This is a genomic window from Flavonifractor sp. An112, from assembly GCF_002161085.1.
Taxonomy (GTDB): Bacteria; Bacillota; Clostridia; order Oscillospirales; family Oscillospiraceae; genus Flavonifractor; species Flavonifractor avicola.
The window spans coordinates 63,320-80,494 of the sequence record NZ_NFLU01000006.1; the positions used below are offsets into that span (position 1 = coordinate 63,320).

A 17,175-nucleotide genomic window follows, 5' to 3' on the forward strand; every position below is an offset into this window, starting at 1 on the left:
CCTTTCGTAGTGCCTTCATTATACCGGGAAGGATGGCCGTTGACAAGGAAAAAAGGGGCCTGTCCGTGGACAGGTCCCTTTTATGGGTTATACGGTAACAGCGCCCAAAATCTCCCCAATGGGTCCGGCAATCACCAGGTCGGCCTCCTTGTCGTAGGGGGTGGGGCTCTTGTTGATGAGGGTCAGCTTGTTCCCCCGGTAGTAGCGGATGAGACCCGCCGCCGGATACACCGCCAGAGAGGTGCCGCCGATGATGAGCATATCCGCCCGGGAGATGGCCAGCACAGCGGCCTCGATGGTCTCCTGGTCCAGGGACTCCTCATAGAGCACCACATCAGGCTTGATCATGCCGCCGCACACCGGGCAGTGGGGCACGCCCTTCTGCTCCATCATAAAGTCCAGGTCGTAGAACTGGTGACACTTCATACAGTAGTTGCGGTGGACCGAGCCGTGGAGCTCGTAGACGTTGACGCTGCCCGCCGCCTGGTGAAGGCCGTCAATGTTCTGGGTCACCACCGCTTTCAGCTTGCCCGCCCGCTCCAGCTCCGCCAGCTTCAGATGGGCGGCATTTGGTTTGGCGTCAGGAAAGAGCATCTTGTTGTGGTAGAAGCGGTAAAACTCCTCCGGATTCTTCTGGAAGAAGGTGTGGCTCAAAATGGTCTCCGGGGGATACTGGTATTGCTGGTTGTACAGGCCGTCCACGCTGCGGAAATCAGGGATGCCGCTCTCGGTGGACACGCCCGCCCCGCCGAAAAAGACGATATTCTCACTCTCGTCGATCCATTTCTGGAGCTGTTCCAGTTTTTGATCCATACCAAGCCCCTCCTTACGGTGCTTTCCTGTGGCGGCAGTAGGTGTGGGGGCAGCTGGAGCAGCCGCCGCAGTCGCACCCCCGCTTGCCCTTTAGATTCTGATGGAAGCGATAGATCAGGTAGACCGCCGCCCAGATAATGAGGACGGCCACCCCGGCGTAGATCAGGTATTTCAACATAGCGTTACCTCAAAAACAGAGAGCCGATCTGGTAGACCAGGAAGGAACCCAGCCAGGCCGCCCCCAGCTGCCAGCAGATGGAGGCCAGAGTCCACTTGGCGGAGTTCATCTCCTTGCGGATGGTGGACACCGCGGCCACACAGGGCACATAGAGCAGCACGAACACCAGGAAGGAGTAGGCCGCCAGGGGGCTCTGGAACGTGCCGCCCAGGGCCGCGGCAATGGCGGTGCCGCTGGCGGTGACGGAGAAGCCGTAGAACATACTCATGGAGGACACCACCATCTCCTTGGCGACCAGGCCGGAGAGGAGGGCCACCGCCGCCTGCCAGGTACCGAAGCCCAGCGGCGCGAAGAGGGGGGCCAGGAAGGACCCGATGGCGCCCAGGATGGAATATTCCTCGTTGGACACCATACCGAAGGCGCCGCCCTCAAAGCCGAAGGTCTGGAGGAACCACAGCAGCACGCTCATGGCCAGGATCAGAGTGCCCGCCTTGATGAGGAAGCCCTTCACCTTCTCCCACACATGGAGGGCGATGTTCTTCAGGGTGGGCAGGCGGTAGGGGGGCAGCTCCAGCACAAAGGCGGCGGGCTCCCCCTTGAACACCAGTTTCTTCAGCAGGATGCCGGAGAGAATGGCGAAGATCAGGCCCAGGAAGTAGAGGGAAAACACCACCAGGCCGCCATACCGTGGGAAGAAGGCGGCGGTGAGCAGGCCGTACACCGGCAGCCGGGCGGAGCAGGACATGAAGGGCACCAGCATGATGGTCATGCGGCGGTCCTTCTCATTCTCCATGGTGCGGGCGCCCATAACGGCGGGAACCGTACAGCCAAAGCCCATCAGCATGGGGATAAAGGCTTTGCCGCTGAGGCCGAAGCGCCGCAGCAGCCGGTCCATGATGAAGGCGGCCCGGGCCATATAGCCCGAGTCCTCCAGGAAGGACAGGAAGAGGAACAGAATGGCGATCTGGGGCAGGAACGTCAACACGCCGCCTACACCGGCAATGACGCCGTCCACCAGCAAAGCCTCCACCCAGGGAGCAGTACCGGCGGCAGCCAGCACACCCCGCACCCAGTCGGCAAAGTAGCCGCCAATGAGGGTATCCACCTCATCAGCCAGCATCTGGCCGGGGCCGAAGGTGAGGGCGAACATAGCCAGCATCATCAGCAGGAACACAGGGATGGCGAACACCTTGTGGGTGACGATGGCGTCGATCCGATCGGACAGGGTGGGCGTACCCAGGGGACAGCCCCGGTGCACACAGCTGTCCACCACCTTCTGGATAAACTGATACCGGGCGTCGGCGATAAGGGTCTCCCGGTCGCCCAGCTCATAGGCGCTCTCGTATTCCTGACAAACCCGTTCCAGGGCGGCCTTCTCCACCCCGTTCAGGCCCAGGGCCTTCTCCACCAGATCGTCCCCCTCAATGAGCTTGATGGAAGCCCAGTGGGCGGGAATGTGGGCGGCATAGGCCTTGTCGTGGATGAGCTCGCCCATCTTATGGTGGATCTGGTGGGTGAAGTCGTCATACAGGTCGTCCGGCTCTACGGTGACCCCAACGTGCATCTGGTGGTGGGCCACCTCCAGCAGCTTCTGGATGTTTTTGCCCGACCGGGCGGTGATGGGGATCACCGGTACGCCCAGTTCCTCGGACAGCCGGTCCACATCGATCTTGTCCCCGTGCTTCTCCACCTCGTCCATAAAGTTGAGAGCAATGACCATAGGCCGCTCCAGCTCCAGCAGCTGGGCGGTCAGATAGAGGTTGCGCTCAATGTTGGTGGCGTCAATGATGTCGATGATGGCGTCGGGCCGCTCTCCGACGATAAAATCCCGGGCCACGATCTCCTCCATGGAGTAGGGGGAGAGGGAGTAAATGCCGGGCAGATCCACCACGGTGACGGATTTCCCATCTACCTCCGCCCTGCCCTCCTTCTTCTCCACCGTCACGCCGGGCCAGTTGCCCACATACTGGTTGGAGCCGGTAAGGGCATTAAAGAGGGTGGTCTTGCCGCAGTTGGGGTTGCCCACCAGGGCCAGCTTCATCTCCCGGGTGTCGTGGCTGGCGTAGTCGGGCACGCCGCCGTGGGCCGCCGCCTCATGGGCGTGGTCGGCGTTCATCCGGCGCAGGGTCTCCTCGTCGGGCATATGCTGCACCATGCCCATGCGCTGCCTGCGGGTCTGGGCCCGCCGCTCCCCCTCCTCGCCGGTGGCGATGAGGATCTGGGCGGCGTCGGCCTTCCGCAGGGACAGCTCGTAGCCCCGCAGGTTGAGCTCCACCGGGTCGCCGAAGGGGGCCACCTTGCGCACCATGACCTGGGTACCGGGGGTCAGGCCCATGTCAACCAGGCGGCGCTTCACCGGCCCCCGGTCATTGCCTACCTGGAGAATGATGCCCTTTTCCCCGGGCTGGACTTCCTCCAGAGTCTTATGTGTCTGTGTCTCTTGTAGTTTCATCTTATCCCATCCGCAGTTCTCAGAGTTAATCTAATCTAATTCCGTGCCCATTATACTACGCTGGCAGCGGCAGACGCAAGAGACTTCCCCCGCCATTTTCACCAAAATCCCACTGGTTTTGTGGCCATAAGAGAAAACATCGAACAAAGGCAAAAAAGGAGCGCCGCGGAATCTCCGCAGCGCTCCCGATATACCTTGGAACTTAGTCCTCGTGGTCGTGGTCCTCACAGCCGCAGCCACAGCCGCAGTCGTCCTCGTCCTCATCGCCGCAGCAGCAGTCGTCAGACAGGTCCAGAGCGAACTTCTGCTTGCAGCTGGGGCACTGGATTACGCCCTCGTCCAGAACGGACTCGTCGATCACCAGAGTCTCGCCGCAGTTGGGGCACTCGGTCTCGAAGAAGTCGTCGTCATCGCAGCAGCAATCGTCGTCGTCATCCTCGTCGTCCTCGTCCTCATAGACGGCCTTCTCCACGTCGGCCAGGTCGTCGGAGATGGCGTCGATCTCCTCGCCCAGAGCCACGGTGTTCTCCTCCAGATCCTCAATGGACATCCCGATCTCCTCCAGGATGCCGATGATCACGTTGAGGAGCTTGCCCTCCTTGGACTTCTCGGTGTCGATATTCAGGCCCTCAGCCAGGCCCTTCAGGTACGCGACCTTCTCAGAAATCGTCATAATGCGTCTCCTTTTCTTCATCAGTCAGCCACGAAGGGCCAATAGAATAGGAATCTGTTTTGGGGTGGATTCACTTCACCCGAAAACACCTCGACCCGCGCCACGGGGCGCGAAACCGGGGGTATCAAATGGATTGTGCCGCCATGCGGCGCGGTCCATTTGTATCTAGGGGGCATTGGATGCCCCCTAGACGTTGATTACCCCTTGCAGCGCTCCAGGTACTCGCCGGTACGGGTGTCGATCTTGATCTTGTCGCCGGGGTTGATGAACAGGGGCACCTTGATCTCGGCGCCGGTCTCCAGGGTGGCGGGCTTGGTCACGTTGGTGGCGGTGTCGCCCTTGAAGCCGGGATCGGTCTCGCTGACCTCCAGCTCCACGAAGGTGGGGGGCTCCACGGCGAAGATCTTGCCCTTGTAGGAGTTGATCTTGCACACCATGTTCTCCTTCACGAAGCGGAAGTTGTCACCCAGCAGCTCGGAGCCGATGGGCACCAGGTCGTAGGTCTCGGGGTCCATGAAGTAGTACAGATCGCCGTCGTTGTAGCTGTACTCCATGTCCTTGCGCTCCACATAGGCCTGCTCAAACTTGGCGGTGGGGTTGAAAGAGGTCTCGGTCACGCCGCCGGTGATGACGTTCTTCATCTTGGTGCGGACGAAAGCGGCGCCCTTACCGGGCTTGACGTGCTGGAACTCGACGACCTGCATGACCTGGCCGTCCATCTCAAAGGTCACGCCGTTGCGGAAATCACTGGCAGAAATCGTAGGCATTGAAATTCATCCTCCAAAAGGTTTTTTAAATCATCAGCTAAGTCATTTTACCTTATTATTCCCCTCATTGCAAGGCTTTTTACAGAATAATCAGCTCTTTGGGAGATTTGGTGAGGTTCACAGTGCCCTCCTCGGTGTAGATGAGCACATCCTCAATCCGCACACCGAACTTGCCGGGCAGGTAGATACCGGGCTCAGCAGAAACAGCGGCACCCACAGGCATGGGGGTCTCGTCACGGCCGTTGGCATTGGGGGACTCATGGATCTCGATGCCTACGCTGTGGCCGAAGCCATGACCAAAGTATGCCCCGTAACCGGCGTCCTCAATCACCTTGGCAGCGGTGTTGTGGATCTCCTTGCCGGGCACGCCCGCCTTGGCGGCGGCAATACCGGCCAGCTGGGCCTTCAGCACGGTGTCGTACACCTTGCGCATCTCCTCGGTGGGCTCGCCCAGGGCAATGGTGCGGGTCATGTCGGAGCAGTAGCCGCCGTACTTGCAGCCAAAATCCATGGTGATAAACTCGCCCTTCTGCACCTTCTTCTCGCTGGGGATGCCGTGGGGCAGGGAGCCGTTGGGGCCGGACACCACAATGGGATCAAAGCTCATCTTTTCAGCGCCCCGGCACAGCATCTCGTACTGAAGGCGGGCAGCGATCTCCTGCTCGGTCATGCCGGGCTGGATGAACTTCAGAATGGCATCAAAGGCCTGGTCGGTGATCTCCTGGGCCTTCTTCATCAGGGCGATCTCTTCCTCATCCTTGGCCGCCCGCAGGTTGTTCACCAGGCTCTGGGCAGGCACCAGCTCGCAGGGCAGCTTGGAATACTGGTTGTAGGAGGCCACAGTCACATAGCCGTCCTCAAAGCCCATCTTCTGAATGCCCAGCTCCTGCACAGCCTGCTCGGCCAGCACCATGAAGTTCTTGTTCCGGTCGGTCATGGTAATATGGGCGCCGGTCACCAGGTTGCCGGCGGCCTCAATGTACCGGGAGTCGGTGAAATAGCGGCTTTCATTCTTGGTCACGATGACCATGCCCTCGCCGTGGAACCCGATGGCGTAGTACTCACCGGGATCGCTGGTGATGAGCATGGCGTCCAGCTTGTATTCGTCCAGCTTGGCCGCGATCTGATTGAGATGATTCATGATAAAGACTTCCTTTCTATCTCGCGCCGCAGCAGCCCTAAAGGGCGCTTTGGTACAGCTTTTTCATGGTTAGAGCGTCCTCGGCCTGTGTCCCGGCCGACTCGCAGATAAAAGTAGGGCTCCAGCCCCGGCGGGCCACCTCGGTCATCAGAGGCTCCGGGTCGGGCCCGAAGTCCGCCTGATCGAAGGTCAGGTGCATCTTCTCTCCCCCGTTGGGGGTGAACTGGATCTTGGAGAAGTGGCTGTGGAAACGGGAGGCCCGCTCCTCTCCCAGCACCTCTTTGATGCGGTCCAGCATTTTCACGCAGGCCTCATGGCCCTCCAGCTCTCCCAGAGTACGGGCGTACAGGTGGCCGAAATCCACGCAGGGGGTAAGCCGCTCATCCAGAGTACACAGCTCCAGCACCTCGTCCAGATCCCCCAGCTGGTTGATCTTGCCCATGGTTTCGGGGCAGAGGGTGATATGTCCAAACCCGGCAGCGTCGCAGGCGGTCACCACTTCTTTCAGGGATTTCAGGGCAATATCCTGGGCCTCCCGCCGGGTGCGCTTCATCAGTGCACCCGAGTGAATAACTACCCGGGTGGCACCCATCCAGTCTGCCGCCTGGCAGGCCGCTGTGATATAGCCGATGGTCTTTTGCAGGCTGTCGGGATCGGGATTGGCCAGATTGATGAAATAGGGAGCGTGGAGGGATAGGGCAATGCCCGCCTCCCTGGCCGCCTCCCCCACCTTTCTGGCCGTGGCTTCCCCTACGTTGACGCCCTTGCCGCACTGGTACTCGTAGCAGTCCAGCCCCAGCCCCGCCAGCCAGCGTGGAGCGTCCACCGAGGATTTATAGGGAAAGGACTCGGCATTACCTGCCGGTCCGAAAATAGCGCTCATAATGGTTTTGCTCTCCTTTTTGTCAGGGCGCGGAAGGGCCACTCGGCGGCGTACCGCAGGTAGCGCCCCGGATTACCCGCCAGCCGGATAGGCTCCACCAGCAGCGTGGTCACGCCAGCCCGGCTGCCGCCCAGAATATCGGTAAAAATCTGATCCCCCACAATGGCGGTCTGCTCCGGGGTGCAGCCCATCTGCTCCATGGCCTTGTAAAAGGAGCCTGGCTTGGGCTTCCCGGCGTGGCCGATATAGGGGACGCCCAGGGCCTTGCAGAACCGCTCGGGCCGCTGGGGATGCCGGTTGTTGGACAGCACAAACAGGGTGATTCCCTGATTTTCCAGTTCCGCCGTCCAGTCCCGCACCGCCTGGGTAGGTTCCGGCACCCCGTAGGGCACCAGGGTATTGTCCAGATCGGCCAGCAGCAGGCGGATGCCCTGTCCGGCCAGTGCGGCGGGATCGATGTCGTAAATGGTCTTTCCTGACCAGTGGGCCGTCAGCATGGTTTCACCTCGTCTATTTGCTGTCTGGTCAGCATAGGATGGTACAGGCTATCGAAAAGAACCTCCAGAGCAAAGGATTCGGAGGGAAAGATAGTGTGAAAGACTGCCCCGCAGGGCGATTCGGAGCGCAACCGCCGCAAGGCGGCACTTGGCGCAGAGATAAACCGTCAGGGTTGTCTTTCGCGTTCGATCAAACACGTTTTGAAACTTGGCTCAAGTTTCAAAACGTGCTTCAGCTTGTCGGAAAGCCTTTTCGACAAGCTGATTATACACGCTTCTTACAACTTGGACAAGGGGGTAGCTGATATGCAGCTGAATTCCACATTGATTCTCACCGCACCCCCCGCCCACAGCCGGGCGGCTCTGCGGTTTGGCCTTCCCGTGGCCCATGCGGCCTATCGGGTGGGGGGCGGCCCCCATCTCTTCCGGGCCAATATGCCCATATCCGTCCGGGGCGGCCTCATGGCGCTGGACTGCGTGGGCTTTGACGGCCGGGGTGAGGCCGGGCCCTTCTGCCAAGAGGTTCTGCGGGAGTGCTCGGCCCGGGGGTATGACGGCATCTTATGCGACTTTGAGGGCCGTCCCATGCCCCTGCTGGCGGAAATCGTCCGTACCCTGGCCGGTCTCACCCAAAAGCGGGGCTGGCCTCTCTATGTGACCGAGGCCTATGGCGGCTATGCCGACAGCGCCAAAGTGCTCATCTCCTCCGCCCTGTCCGGCGGCTCTCTGGCCCAGCGGCTGGCGGAGGCGGCGCAGCGGTACGGCCAGGGCCGGGTGGCCCTGGCCATAGAGCGGGTGGCAGAGGACTTCTACCTCCCCTCCCCCTCCGGTCAGGGGCAACCTCTCAGCCAGGAGGAGCTGCGCCGGCTGATGGACGAACGCAGTCCCTCCATCTTTTTCTCTACTGAGTTGTGCGCCCACTACTTTACTTATATGTCCCGGGAGAACGGCGCTCATTTCGTTCTCTTTGACGACGCCGGGTCCATCCGCAAAAAATTGCAGGTGGCCCGGGGACTGGGCATCCGGCAGGCGGTGCTGTCCTATCCACAAATTGAGGATCTGCTGGAGGATATTCTGGCAGGATAGGCAAAGATACAACAGGACCCCGCGCCATAGGCGCGGGGTCCTGTAATCTGTAGGATTAGTAATACTTCTTGCGGTTCTTGCGGGCGGCCTCAGACTTCTTGCGCCGCTTAACGCTCGGGCTCTCGTAGTGCTCACGCTTGCGAACCTCGGCCAGAACGCCAGACTTGGCACAGCTGCGCTTGAAACGCTTCAGCGCATTCTCCAAGGACTCGCCGTCCTTCACATGGACTTCCGACATTGACTTCCCCTCCCTCCGAAGCGGCGGGGTTCCACCGCCAAAGGGCCACACATAGATATGGCTTTAACAGAATCATTGTATGCTATTCGCAAGCAAATGTCAAGTGCAGATTTATTTCTTTCTTTTTTCCTGGGTCAGTTCCTGGAAAAATTCCAGCTCTTCCCCAATGGGACCGGCACAAAAAGCGATGCGGATGGGGTAGTTCCCACCCAGATTTTTATCCACCGGCTGGACCAGCACCGGGCATCCTGCGGCCCGCAGCCGCTCCACCATACCGTCCACATCGTCTGTGGCAAAAGCCAGGTGGGCAAAGAGGCCCTTACAGCGCTCCATGCCATTGGAGGTAACTTCCAGAATGGTATTACCCAGATCCAGCATGGCGCCCTGGCTGTCCCCCTGGCCCCAATGGCGGATCAGGGGACAGTCCAGCACCTGCTGATAGAAATCCAGAACCCGCTGGAATTCTTCCGCTCCCTGGGCTTTCAGGGAGACATGATGCACGCCTTTGATGCTCATTTGGCAATCAGATTGACCAGCTTGTTGGGTACCAGGATGGTCTTAACCAGGTTCTTGCCCTCGGTAAACTTCTGCACCTTGGGATCGGCCAGAGCGGCAGCCACCACGGTAGCCTCGTCGCTGTCCATGGGGACGGTGACGGTGGCGCGCAGCTTGCCGCACACCTGGACGGCCATCTGCACCTCGGCGGCCACGGTCTTGCTCTCGTCGTAGGAGGGCCAGGCCTGCTGGCAGGCCATACCGTCGGCATTGAATCCCAGGGTCTCCCACAGCTCCTCCACCATGTGGGGAGCGAAGGGGGAGAGCAGCAGCAGCAGAGTCTTGTACTCGCCCTTGGAGCAGCCGTTGGCATAGAAGTCGTTGACCAGAGCCATCAGGGCGGCAATGGCAGTATTGAACTTCATGGCCTCGATGTCGTCGGCCACCTTCTTGATGGTCTTGTGGACAGCGCTCTCATTGGCGGCGGAGTAATCCATGGAATCGGTCAGATTCTCGGACAGGTTCCACACACGGTCCAGGAAGCGCTTACAGCCCTTAACGGCGTTGTCGCTCCAGGAGGCAGCCTTCTCAAAGTCGCCGATGAACATGATATAGGTGCGCATGGTGTCGGCGCCGTACTGAGCCACCACGTCGTTGGGGTTGACCACGTTGCCGCGGCTCTTGGACATCTTCTCGCCGCCCTCGCCCAGGATCATGCCGTGGGAGGTGCGCTTCTGGTAGGGCTCCTTGGTGGGCACCACGCCGATGTCGTAGAGGAACTTATGCCAGAACCGGCTGTACAGCAGGTGCAGGGTGGTGTGCTCCATGCCGCCGTTGTACCAGTCCACAGGGCTCCAGTACTCCAGAGCCTCCTTGGAGGCCAGGGCCTTGTCGTTGTGGGGGTCCATATAGCGCAGGAAGTACCAGGAGGAACCGGCCCACTGGGGCATGGTGTCGGTCTCCCGCTTGGCGGGGCCGCCACAGTGGGGGCAGGTGGTGTTGACCCAGTCGGTCATCTTGGAGATGGGGGACTCGCCGTCGTCGGTGGGCTCGTAGGAGTCCACATCGGGGAGCAGCAGGGGCAGCTGATCCTCGGAAATGGGCTGCCAGCCGCACTTCTCACAGTACACCATGGGGATGGGCTCGCCCCAGTAACGCTGACGGGAGAACACCCAGTCACGGAGCTTGTAGTTGACCTTGGCCTCGCCGATGCCCTTCTCCTCCAGCCACTTGGTAATGACGGGGATGGCGTCCTTGACAGTCAGGCCGTTAAGAAACTCGGAGTTGACCAGGATACCGGTCTCGTCCTTGGCGGTGAAGGCAGCCTTCTGCACGTCCTCGCCGCCGGAGACCACCTCGATGATCTCGCAGCCGAACTTCTTGGCAAACTCCCAGTCGCGGTCGTCGTGGGCGGGCACGGCCATGATGGCGCCGGTGCCGTAGGTGGAGAGCACATAGTCGGAGATAAAGATGGGGATCTCCTTGCCATTGACCGGGTTGATGCCCTTCACGCCGTCCAGGCACACGCCGGTCTTTTCCTTATTCAGCTCGGTGCGCTCCAGGTCGGACTTGGAGGCGGCGGCGGCCTGGTAGGCCTTTACATCGTCGGCGTTGGCCAGCTTGCCGCTCTCCAGCCAGCCCTTCACCAGGGCGTGCTCGGGAGAGAGGACCATATAGGTGGCGCCGAACAGGGTGTCGGGCCGGGTGGTGAACACCACGATGTCCTCGCCGGTGGTGGCCTTGAAGGTGACCTCGGCGCCGGTGGAGCGGCCGATCCAGTTCTTCTGCTGGGTCTTGACCCGCTCGATGAAGTCCAGGTCGTCCAGGTCGTCGATGAGCCGCTGGGCGTACTCGGTGATCTTGAGCATCCACTGGCTCTTTTCCTTGCGGACCACGGGGGCGCCGCAGCGCTCACACACGCCGTCCACGACCTCCTCATTGGCCAGCACGCACTTGCAGGAGGTACACCAGTTCACGGGCATGGTGGTCTTGTAGGCCAGACCGTGCTTCCAGAGCTGCAGGAAGATCCACTGAGTCCACTTGTAATAGCTGGGATCAGTGGTGTTGATGACCCGGTCCCAGTCGAAGGAGTAGCCCAGCATATGCAGCTGCTTGGTGAAGTTCTCGATGTTGTCGTGGGTCACCTTGGCGGGGTGAATGTGGTTCTTGATGGCGTAGTTCTCGGTGGGCAGGCCGAAGGCGTCATAGCCCATGGGGAACAGCACATTGTAGCCGTCCATACGGCGCTTGCGGGCCACCACGTCCATGGCGGTATAGGGGCGGGTGTGGCCTACGTGCAGACCCTGTCCGGAGGGATAGGGGAACTCCACCAGGCCGTAAAACTTGGGTTTATCACTGTGGTTTTCACAGTGGAAGGTTTTTTCCTCTGCCCATTTTTTCTGCCACTTGGGCTCGATGGCAGCAAAATCGTACTTCATTGACTGCACTTCCTCGTATCATATCCTGGCGGCATCCACCGCCTCCATAATCCAGCATATTATACTAGAAATACAACATCAATGCAAGAAAAACCATCAGGCCCCGCCGTAAAATACGGCGGGGCCTGGGTCTGCTCCTGTATGACATCACTGGGCATCCAACCGGATGACCGCCTTCTGTCCCTCCAGCAGTTTATACTGCTGAACAGAAAAACAGATCCGGGCCACCTTGTCCACATCCCGGGCGTAGGATTCCGCGCTGGGGGTGGAAATCACGGTGATGGTACCGTCGCTCCGGTTCTTGATCTTTTCCACCCACACGTCCTCAAAGAGATCCTCACCCTGGGCATCCTGAAAATACACCCCATTCAGCAGGCGGGCATACCAGGCGTTTACCGCCCCCACCGGCTGCATCTTCACGATGAGTTGTCCATCCACCGCTTCATAGCTGGCCGGAGCATACCCTCCGTCGGGATTTCCTGAGTCCGCAGATGGCAGGTCTTCCAGCGCCACCACCTGTCTGGGTGAAACTCCGCCCACGGATGTGGTTGGGATGATCTCCAGCTGCTTCAGTCCCCTCACATCCCCGTACAGCTCATAGACGCTGTCCACATAACCCTCCGGGTCCCAGTAATGGTTAATCACCACCTGGTCATAGGGGATATAGGCTCCGGTATCTCCATCCCGCAGGGCAAAGTCATACCAATCCTTTTCACTGGAATCCTCCTCCGCCCAACGCAGCCTAAGCAGAGTACCCAAAGGAGACCGGTTCAGGGAGACCGCCTCCACCTGTACCGGCTCTCCCCCAATTCTGGCGGAAAGGACGGCGTCCAGCTCAAACTGCTCCCCCTGGATGGGGTTGACAGAAAAGGTCAGCGTGTTTTCCCACAACAGCGGAGCAAGTTCACCCGGCTCTGCGTCTCCATATCGCGCCAGCTTCAGCTCCACCTGCTCCCCATCTTCCAGAGGCATGCGCAGGAGGAAACGCCAGGCGCCGTACAGAGTGTGGTCGTCGGCCAGGTATTCCTGGTTTTCAAAGCTGTTGTCATAGCCCTCCATGGAAATATCCTCCCCGCCGGAGCACAGGGCCATCCTGGGGGCGTATTGCCATGTCTCGTCCTGAACGTACAAACAGTAAAAGATGGTGCAGAACGTCCCGTCAGTTGCCACACGGTCCACCGTAAACACATCGCCGTTTTCTGCCGTCACTGATACGCCCACTGGCTGGGCGCAGGTCTCATACACCTCATTCATACCCAGCATGGCATACTCATTTTGCTCCTTTAGAAACTCAAAGGCCCCCATGTAATAGGCCGCCGCTGTAATCCCCAGCAAACCGCACATCACTGCCGCCGCCACAAGCACCCGGAACGTATGTCTAGGGGTTTTTACCGGCTCTGATGTCATGGCCTCCGTCAGCCGGGCCTGAAAGTCCTGATCCGGCTCTACCTGGTCCATCCAGGTCTGATAATCCTGCTTCAGCATGGCGTTTCTCCCTCCTGTAAGTCCTCCCGCAGCATAGCCCGCGCCCGGCTCAGGCGGGCACGGAGGTCCCCTCCCGCTTGCCCAGCACCTTGGCGATCTCCGCGGTACTCAGCTCCTCGTAGTAATAGAGATGGACCACCACCCGGTAGTCCTCCGGCGGCTCCGGCGCGGCCATCTGCCCCGCCTCCTCCAATGGCACCGCACGCCTGCGCCAGAGGGAGCGGTGCAGATCCCCCGCGCAGTTGGCGGCTACCCGCAGCAGCCAGGCCTTGCAATGCTCCCCATCCCGAAAAACCGGGGCCGTCCGCACCAATCGCAGGAAGGTCTCCTGGGTGATGTCCTCCGCATCCTCACGGCTGCCCGTCCGGGCGTAGGCCAGCCGGTATACCGCCGGGCTGTACTGCTCCACCAGCCGGGCGGCTTCCTCCCGATCCATAGCCCACTCTCCTTTCTCTGTTCCTATAGGATACACGTTTTTGCTCCGCAAAACGTTACAAGCCCCGTCGTTATATTGAAAAACGATAAAAACGCATTTACAAGCAATGTGTTCCGTGGTACAGTGATGCCAAAGGAGGCGTGATTATGGAGAGAACCGGCGTGCAGAAACTGGCCCATGTGCTGACAATACTGGTTACCATCACTTTTGTATGCAACCTCATTGCACTTATCATGGTGCCCGGGCTGGTACACATCGGCTCACAGCAGGGGCTCGCGGCGTGGTGGGACTATGACATCGACGATACCCTGCATATGCTGCTCATCGGCGGCTGGTCCATGTGGGGGCGCAACGGCATCCAGGCGGATGTTCTGTCTGGTTTTCTGCTCTTCTGCGGCGCCTGTACAGCGGCCATCCTGTGGCAGGGCCGCCGGGTGCTGGGCACTGTCCTCAAAGGTACTCCCTTCTGCCTGGAAAATGCCAAAAGCCTTTTGGGGTCGGCGGTCCTCTGCTTTCTGATTTCCGGGGCCGCCCTGGTGCGTGTGATCTGGAGGATCTGCTATGCCCAATCCATCGCGCCTCTGTTCAGCTATAATACACTCTTTGTTCCGCTCTTCTTTCTGGCCGGGCTGCTCTGTCTGGTCATATCCGCCCTCTTCCGCCAGGCGGCGGAGATGAAGGCGGAAAACGACCTGACCATCTGAGGAGGTGTTCCCATGCCCATCGTTGTGAATCTGGATGTGATGATGGCCAAGCGGAAGATGAGCCTCAATGAGCTGTCCGCCAAGGTGGATGTCACCCTGGCCAACCTGTCCATTTTGAAAAACAATCACGCCCGGGCGGTCCGCTTTACCACCCTGGAGGCCATCTGCAAGGCCCTGGACTGCCAGCCCGGGGATATTCTGGAATATGTGCCGGAGACGGAGTGAACCATAACGCTCCCTTTGCCTTCTGTGATAAAAAACGAATAAAAAATTGGGACCTGCCTCAGGCAGGTCCCGTTCTTCAGTCGTAGGTATGGTTGCAGATCTCCCGGATCTTGGCCTGGAGGGTCTTTAGATCCACAAAGCTTTCAGGCCGTTTAGAGGGGTCCCGCAGCAGAGCGGAAGGGTGGAACATGGCCATCATCCACACCCCGGCCTTCTCCATCCACTGTCCGTGCTCCCGGGTGATCTTGAAGTCGTCTTTCATCAGCCGAATGGCGGCGATGCGCCCCAGGCAGACGATGATTTTGGGCCGGATCAGGGCCACCTGATTGCGCAGGTAACCGATGCAGGCCTCCTGCTCAATGTTCAGCGGGTCCCGGTTTCCCGGCGGACGGCACTTGACCATATTGCCGATAAACACCTTGTCCCGGCGCAGGTCGATCATCTCCAGCATATCGTCCAGCAGCTGGCCCGCCCGACCCACAAAGGGCCGTCCGGTCAGGTCCTCCTGCTCACCGGGCCCCTCGCCGATGAACATGACCTCCGCGTCCCGGGCGCCCTCGCCAAAGACCACGTTGTGCCGGGTATCGGCCAGGGAGCACTTGCGGCAGTCCATACATTCGGCATAGAGCTCATCCCAGTTTTTCGTGTCCTCCGCCCCCTTTCTTCGAGGATTTTCCCCATTGTAACATAGGGCCGCCCTCCTTGCCTAGGGCAGATTTTGTCAAAATTCACAGTTGCTTTTCCACGCAAAAGCGCATATACTACGCCCATAAAGGCTGCGACAAAGACCGCCGCCCGTGAGAGCCGACAGAGAATCCGGGTCACCGACTGAGAGCCCGGTCCGGCAGGATGGGATGGTGCAACACTTTTGAGCCGGCGTTTCGAGCCCCGTTTGGGAGGTAGGTTCGTCCGTATTACTCGCGTTAAGAGTTCCAAGTGGCTCCATCAAGGGTGATGGGGCAACTACGGGTGGTACCGCGGAGTTTTTCCGTCCCGAAGTCGTTTTGATCGACTTCGGGACTTTTTTTATTTTTTTCAAACAAGAAAGGTTGTGAACGGTATGGTATTCCTGGCAAAACAAATCGACAAAGCGGTGGAGGGCCGGAATAACCAGCCCGTCACCATCCACGGCGCGGTCCATGCCCTGCGGGACATGGGCGGCATCACCTTCGTCACCCTGCGCACCCGCACCGGTCTGGTCCAGTGTGTCTGCACCCAAAAGGACGCCCTGGGCGGGGCCACCGAGGAGTGCGCCGTCACCGCCGCCGGTATGTGGCGCATCGAACCCCGGGCTCCCGGCGGGAAAGAGCTGACCGACGCCAGCCTCACCGTCCTGTCCCGCCCCGCCGCTCCTCTTCCGGTGCCACTGTCCAAGAAAAAGCTGGACCTGAACCTGGACACCGAGCTGGGCCTGCGGCCGGTAGTGCTGAGAGCCCCCAAGGAGCGGGCAGTGTTCCGCGTCCAGGCCGCCATTGGCCGGGCCTTCCGGGACTACCTCCAGGGGGAGGGCTTTACCGAGATCCACACCCCCAAGATCGTCCACGCCGGGGCCGAGGGCGGGTCCAACATCTTCCGTCTGGACTACTTCGGCAAAAAGGCCTTCCTGGCCCAGTCCCCTCAGTTCTACAAGCAGACCATGGTGGGGGCCTTCGAGCGGGTATACGAGGTGGCTCCCGTGTTCCGGGCGGAAAAGCACTCCACCCAGCGCCACCTGAACGAGTACACCTCCCTGGACTTTGAGATGGGCTATATCCAGTCCTTCACCGAGATCATGGAGATGGAGCAGGGCTTCCTCCAGCACCTGATGGAGCTGCTGAAGAAAGAGTATTCCGCCGAGCTGGCTCTGCTGGGGGTGGAACTGCCCGACGCCACCAAAATCCCCTCCGTCCGCTTTGACGAGATCAAGCGGCTGGCAGCGGAGAAGTACGGCTATCAGATCCGAGACCCCTTCGATCTGGAGCCGGAGGAGGAGCACGCCATCGGCAAGTACGCCATGGAGGAGTGGGGCAGCGATTTCGTGTTCGTCACCCACTACCCCAGCAAGAAGCGGCCCTTCTATGCCATGGACGACCCTGATGATCCCCGCTTCACCCTGTCCTTCGACCTGCTGTTCCGGGGTCTGGAGGTAACCACCGGCGGCCAGCGTATCCACGACTACGCCGCCCAGGTGGCCAAGATGGAGGCCCGGGACATGGACCCGGCGGAGTTTGAAAGCTATCTCATGATCCACAAGCACGGAATGCCCCCCCACGGCGGACTGGGCATCGGCCTGGAGCGGCTGACCATGCAGCTGTGCGGTTTGGACAACGTCCGCCGGGCCTGTCTGTTCCCCAGAGACCGCACCCGACTGGAACCGTAAGGAGGATTGAACATGAAAATCACCGAAGATATGGTCGACTATATCTCCCAGCTCTCCCGGCTCCAGCTGCCGGCGGAGGAGAAAACCGCCATGACGGCGGAGCTGGAACGCATCGTGGCCTATATGGATGTACTCAACACCCTGGATACCACCGATGTGGAGCCCCTGAGCCACATTTTCCCCCTGAAAAACGTGTTGCGCGCCGACGAGGTGGTCCCGTCCTACGACCGGGAGACCCTGCTGGCAGGGTCTCCCGCCGGGGACGGCGAGACCTTCCTGGTCCCCAAGGCGGTAGAGTGAGGTGG

19 protein-coding genes are annotated in these 17,175 nt (G+C 60.1%); 5 read left to right on the plus strand and 14 right to left on the minus strand.

All coding sequences use genetic code 11. The features are described from left to right. Positions 1-87 precede the first annotated feature (87 nt). The 8 genes from B5E56_RS06975 to B5E56_RS07010 form a co-directional block, all read right to left on the minus strand. On the minus strand, positions 88-813 hold the full coding sequence (locus tag B5E56_RS06975) for an NAD-dependent protein deacylase (RefSeq protein WP_087389171.1): 726 nt from the start codon (positions 811-813) through the stop codon (positions 88-90). Between the two features lie 13 nt (positions 814-826). Further along, complete coding sequence (locus B5E56_RS06980) at positions 827-991, minus strand: FeoB-associated Cys-rich membrane protein (RefSeq protein WP_087188550.1); 165 nt, start codon at positions 989-991, stop codon at positions 827-829. Positions 992-995: 4 nt separating this feature from the next. Beyond that, positions 996-3,443 carry a ferrous iron transport protein B gene (gene feoB / locus B5E56_RS06985; RefSeq protein ID WP_087389172.1) on the minus strand — a complete coding sequence of 816 codons (2,448 nt, stop codon included), beginning with the start codon at positions 3,441-3,443 and terminating at the stop codon, positions 996-998. Positions 3,444-3,645: 202 nt separating this feature from the next. Then, positions 3,646-4,116 carry a CD1247 N-terminal domain-containing protein gene (locus B5E56_RS06990; protein WP_087188552.1) on the minus strand — a complete coding sequence of 157 codons (471 nt, stop codon included), beginning with the start codon at positions 4,114-4,116 and terminating at the stop codon, positions 3,646-3,648. A 197-nt stretch (positions 4,117-4,313) separates the two neighbouring features. Further along, complete coding sequence (gene efp, locus B5E56_RS06995; RefSeq protein WP_087188553.1) at positions 4,314-4,883, minus strand: elongation factor P; 570 nt, start codon at positions 4,881-4,883, stop codon at positions 4,314-4,316. A 79-nt stretch (positions 4,884-4,962) separates the two neighbouring features. Further along, a complete protein-coding gene (locus B5E56_RS07000) occupies positions 4,963-6,024 on the minus strand; it encodes a M24 family metallopeptidase (protein WP_087389173.1) in 1,062 nt (353 codons plus the stop codon). Positions 6,025-6,061: 37 nt separating this feature from the next. After that, complete coding sequence (locus B5E56_RS07005) at positions 6,062-6,907, minus strand: TIM barrel protein (RefSeq protein ID WP_087389174.1); 846 nt, start codon at positions 6,905-6,907, stop codon at positions 6,062-6,064. Continuing rightward, positions 6,904-7,404, minus strand: a complete 501-nt coding sequence (locus B5E56_RS07010) for a YqeG family HAD IIIA-type phosphatase (protein ID WP_087389175.1) — start codon at positions 7,402-7,404, stop codon at positions 6,904-6,906. Before B5E56_RS07010 ends, B5E56_RS07005 begins: the two co-directional genes overlap by 4 nt. 306 nt (positions 7,405-7,710) lie before the next feature. Here B5E56_RS07010 and B5E56_RS07015 point away from each other — a divergent pair, with 306 nt between their 5' ends. Further along, positions 7,711-8,490, plus strand: coding sequence for a hypothetical protein (locus B5E56_RS07015; protein WP_087389176.1), 780 nt, complete (start codon positions 7,711-7,713; stop codon positions 8,488-8,490). Between the two features lie 55 nt (positions 8,491-8,545). On the opposite strand, the gene rpsU is transcribed toward B5E56_RS07015, so the two are convergent. The 5 genes from rpsU to B5E56_RS07040 form a co-directional block, all read right to left on the minus strand. Further along, the gene (rpsU, locus tag B5E56_RS07020; protein WP_009259223.1) at positions 8,546-8,728 is read right to left on the minus strand and encodes a 30S ribosomal protein S21; all 183 of its coding nucleotides are present in this window, start codon (positions 8,726-8,728) and stop codon (positions 8,546-8,548) included. Positions 8,729-8,839: 111 nt separating this feature from the next. Next, complete coding sequence (locus B5E56_RS07025; RefSeq protein WP_087389177.1) at positions 8,840-9,244, minus strand: VOC family protein; 405 nt, start codon at positions 9,242-9,244, stop codon at positions 8,840-8,842. Beyond that, positions 9,241-11,661 (minus strand): leucine--tRNA ligase, encoded by a 2,421-nt coding sequence (gene leuS, locus B5E56_RS07030; RefSeq protein WP_087389178.1) that lies wholly within the window; start codon positions 11,659-11,661, stop codon positions 9,241-9,243. Before leuS ends, B5E56_RS07025 begins: the two co-directional genes overlap by 4 nt. A 147-nt stretch (positions 11,662-11,808) precedes the next feature. Beyond that, positions 11,809-13,146 (minus strand): DUF4179 domain-containing protein, encoded by a 1,338-nt coding sequence (locus B5E56_RS07035; RefSeq protein WP_087389179.1) that lies wholly within the window; start codon positions 13,144-13,146, stop codon positions 11,809-11,811. Positions 13,147-13,195: 49 nt separating this feature from the next. Further along, positions 13,196-13,582 carry an RNA polymerase sigma factor gene (locus B5E56_RS07040; protein ID WP_242958809.1) on the minus strand — a complete coding sequence of 129 codons (387 nt, stop codon included), beginning with the start codon at positions 13,580-13,582 and terminating at the stop codon, positions 13,196-13,198. Positions 13,583-13,728: 146 nt separating this feature from the next. Here B5E56_RS07040 and B5E56_RS07045 point away from each other — a divergent pair, with 146 nt between their 5' ends. Together B5E56_RS07045 and B5E56_RS07050 are read left to right on the plus strand one after the other, a co-directional pair. Continuing rightward, positions 13,729-14,286, plus strand: coding sequence for a DUF2975 domain-containing protein (locus B5E56_RS07045; protein WP_087188563.1), 558 nt, complete (start codon positions 13,729-13,731; stop codon positions 14,284-14,286). 12 nt (positions 14,287-14,298) lie between these two features. Beyond that, positions 14,299-14,511 (plus strand): helix-turn-helix domain-containing protein, encoded by a 213-nt coding sequence (locus B5E56_RS07050; protein WP_087188564.1) that lies wholly within the window; start codon positions 14,299-14,301, stop codon positions 14,509-14,511. A 76-nt stretch (positions 14,512-14,587) separates the two neighbouring features. Here B5E56_RS07050 and B5E56_RS07055 read toward each other — a convergent pair whose 3' ends face one another. Further along, positions 14,588-15,124, minus strand: a complete 537-nt coding sequence (locus B5E56_RS07055) for a uracil-DNA glycosylase (RefSeq protein WP_087188565.1) — start codon at positions 15,122-15,124, stop codon at positions 14,588-14,590. A gap of 447 nt (positions 15,125-15,571) precedes the next feature. Here B5E56_RS07055 and aspS point away from each other — a divergent pair, with 447 nt between their 5' ends. Together aspS and gatC are read left to right on the plus strand one after the other, a co-directional pair. Then, positions 15,572-16,870 carry an aspartate--tRNA(Asn) ligase gene (aspS, locus tag B5E56_RS07060; protein WP_087389180.1) on the plus strand — a complete coding sequence of 433 codons (1,299 nt, stop codon included), beginning with the start codon at positions 15,572-15,574 and terminating at the stop codon, positions 16,868-16,870. A 12-nt stretch (positions 16,871-16,882) separates the two neighbouring features. Then, a complete protein-coding gene (gatC, locus tag B5E56_RS07065; protein ID WP_087268720.1) occupies positions 16,883-17,170 on the plus strand; it encodes an Asp-tRNA(Asn)/Glu-tRNA(Gln) amidotransferase subunit GatC in 288 nt (95 codons plus the stop codon). Positions 17,171-17,175: the final 5 nt, after the last annotated feature.

Excerpts from the sequence above, each read along its gene's own strand:
- B5E56_RS06975 (WP_087389171.1), bottom strand. The coding sequence starts at position 813 with ATGGATCAAAAACTGGAACAGCTCCAGAAATGGATCGACGAGAGTGAG.
- B5E56_RS06980 (WP_087188550.1), bottom strand. The coding sequence starts at position 991 with ATGTTGAAATACCTGATCTACGCCGGGGTGGCCGTCCTCATTATCTGG.
- feoB (WP_087389172.1), bottom strand. The coding sequence starts at position 3,443 with ATGAAACTACAAGAGACACAGACACATAAGACTCTGGAGGAAGTCCAG.
- B5E56_RS06990 (WP_087188552.1), bottom strand. The coding sequence starts at position 4,116 with ATGACGATTTCTGAGAAGGTCGCGTACCTGAAGGGCCTGGCTGAGGGC.
- efp (WP_087188553.1), bottom strand. The coding sequence starts at position 4,883 with ATGCCTACGATTTCTGCCAGTGATTTCCGCAACGGCGTGACCTTTGAG.
- B5E56_RS07000 (WP_087389173.1), bottom strand. The coding sequence starts at position 6,024 with ATGAATCATCTCAATCAGATCGCGGCCAAGCTGGACGAATACAAGCTG.
- B5E56_RS07005 (WP_087389174.1), bottom strand. The coding sequence starts at position 6,907 with ATGAGCGCTATTTTCGGACCGGCAGGTAATGCCGAGTCCTTTCCCTAT.
- B5E56_RS07010 (WP_087389175.1), bottom strand. The coding sequence starts at position 7,404 with ATGCTGACGGCCCACTGGTCAGGAAAGACCATTTACGACATCGATCCC.
- B5E56_RS07015 (WP_087389176.1), top strand. The coding sequence starts at position 7,711 with ATGCAGCTGAATTCCACATTGATTCTCACCGCACCCCCCGCCCACAGC.
- rpsU (WP_009259223.1), bottom strand. The coding sequence starts at position 8,728 with ATGTCGGAAGTCCATGTGAAGGACGGCGAGTCCTTGGAGAATGCGCTG.
- B5E56_RS07025 (WP_087389177.1), bottom strand. The coding sequence starts at position 9,244 with ATGAGCATCAAAGGCGTGCATCATGTCTCCCTGAAAGCCCAGGGAGCG.
- leuS (WP_087389178.1), bottom strand. The coding sequence starts at position 11,661 with ATGAAGTACGATTTTGCTGCCATCGAGCCCAAGTGGCAGAAAAAATGG.
- B5E56_RS07035 (WP_087389179.1), bottom strand. The coding sequence starts at position 13,146 with ATGCTGAAGCAGGATTATCAGACCTGGATGGACCAGGTAGAGCCGGAT.
- B5E56_RS07040 (WP_242958809.1), bottom strand. The coding sequence starts at position 13,582 with ATGGATCGGGAGGAAGCCGCCCGGCTGGTGGAGCAGTACAGCCCGGCG.
- B5E56_RS07045 (WP_087188563.1), top strand. The coding sequence starts at position 13,729 with ATGGAGAGAACCGGCGTGCAGAAACTGGCCCATGTGCTGACAATACTG.
- B5E56_RS07050 (WP_087188564.1), top strand. The coding sequence starts at position 14,299 with ATGCCCATCGTTGTGAATCTGGATGTGATGATGGCCAAGCGGAAGATG.
- B5E56_RS07055 (WP_087188565.1), bottom strand. The coding sequence starts at position 15,124 with ATGGACTGCCGCAAGTGCTCCCTGGCCGATACCCGGCACAACGTGGTC.
- aspS (WP_087389180.1), top strand. The coding sequence starts at position 15,572 with ATGGTATTCCTGGCAAAACAAATCGACAAAGCGGTGGAGGGCCGGAAT.
- gatC (WP_087268720.1), top strand. The coding sequence starts at position 16,883 with ATGAAAATCACCGAAGATATGGTCGACTATATCTCCCAGCTCTCCCGG.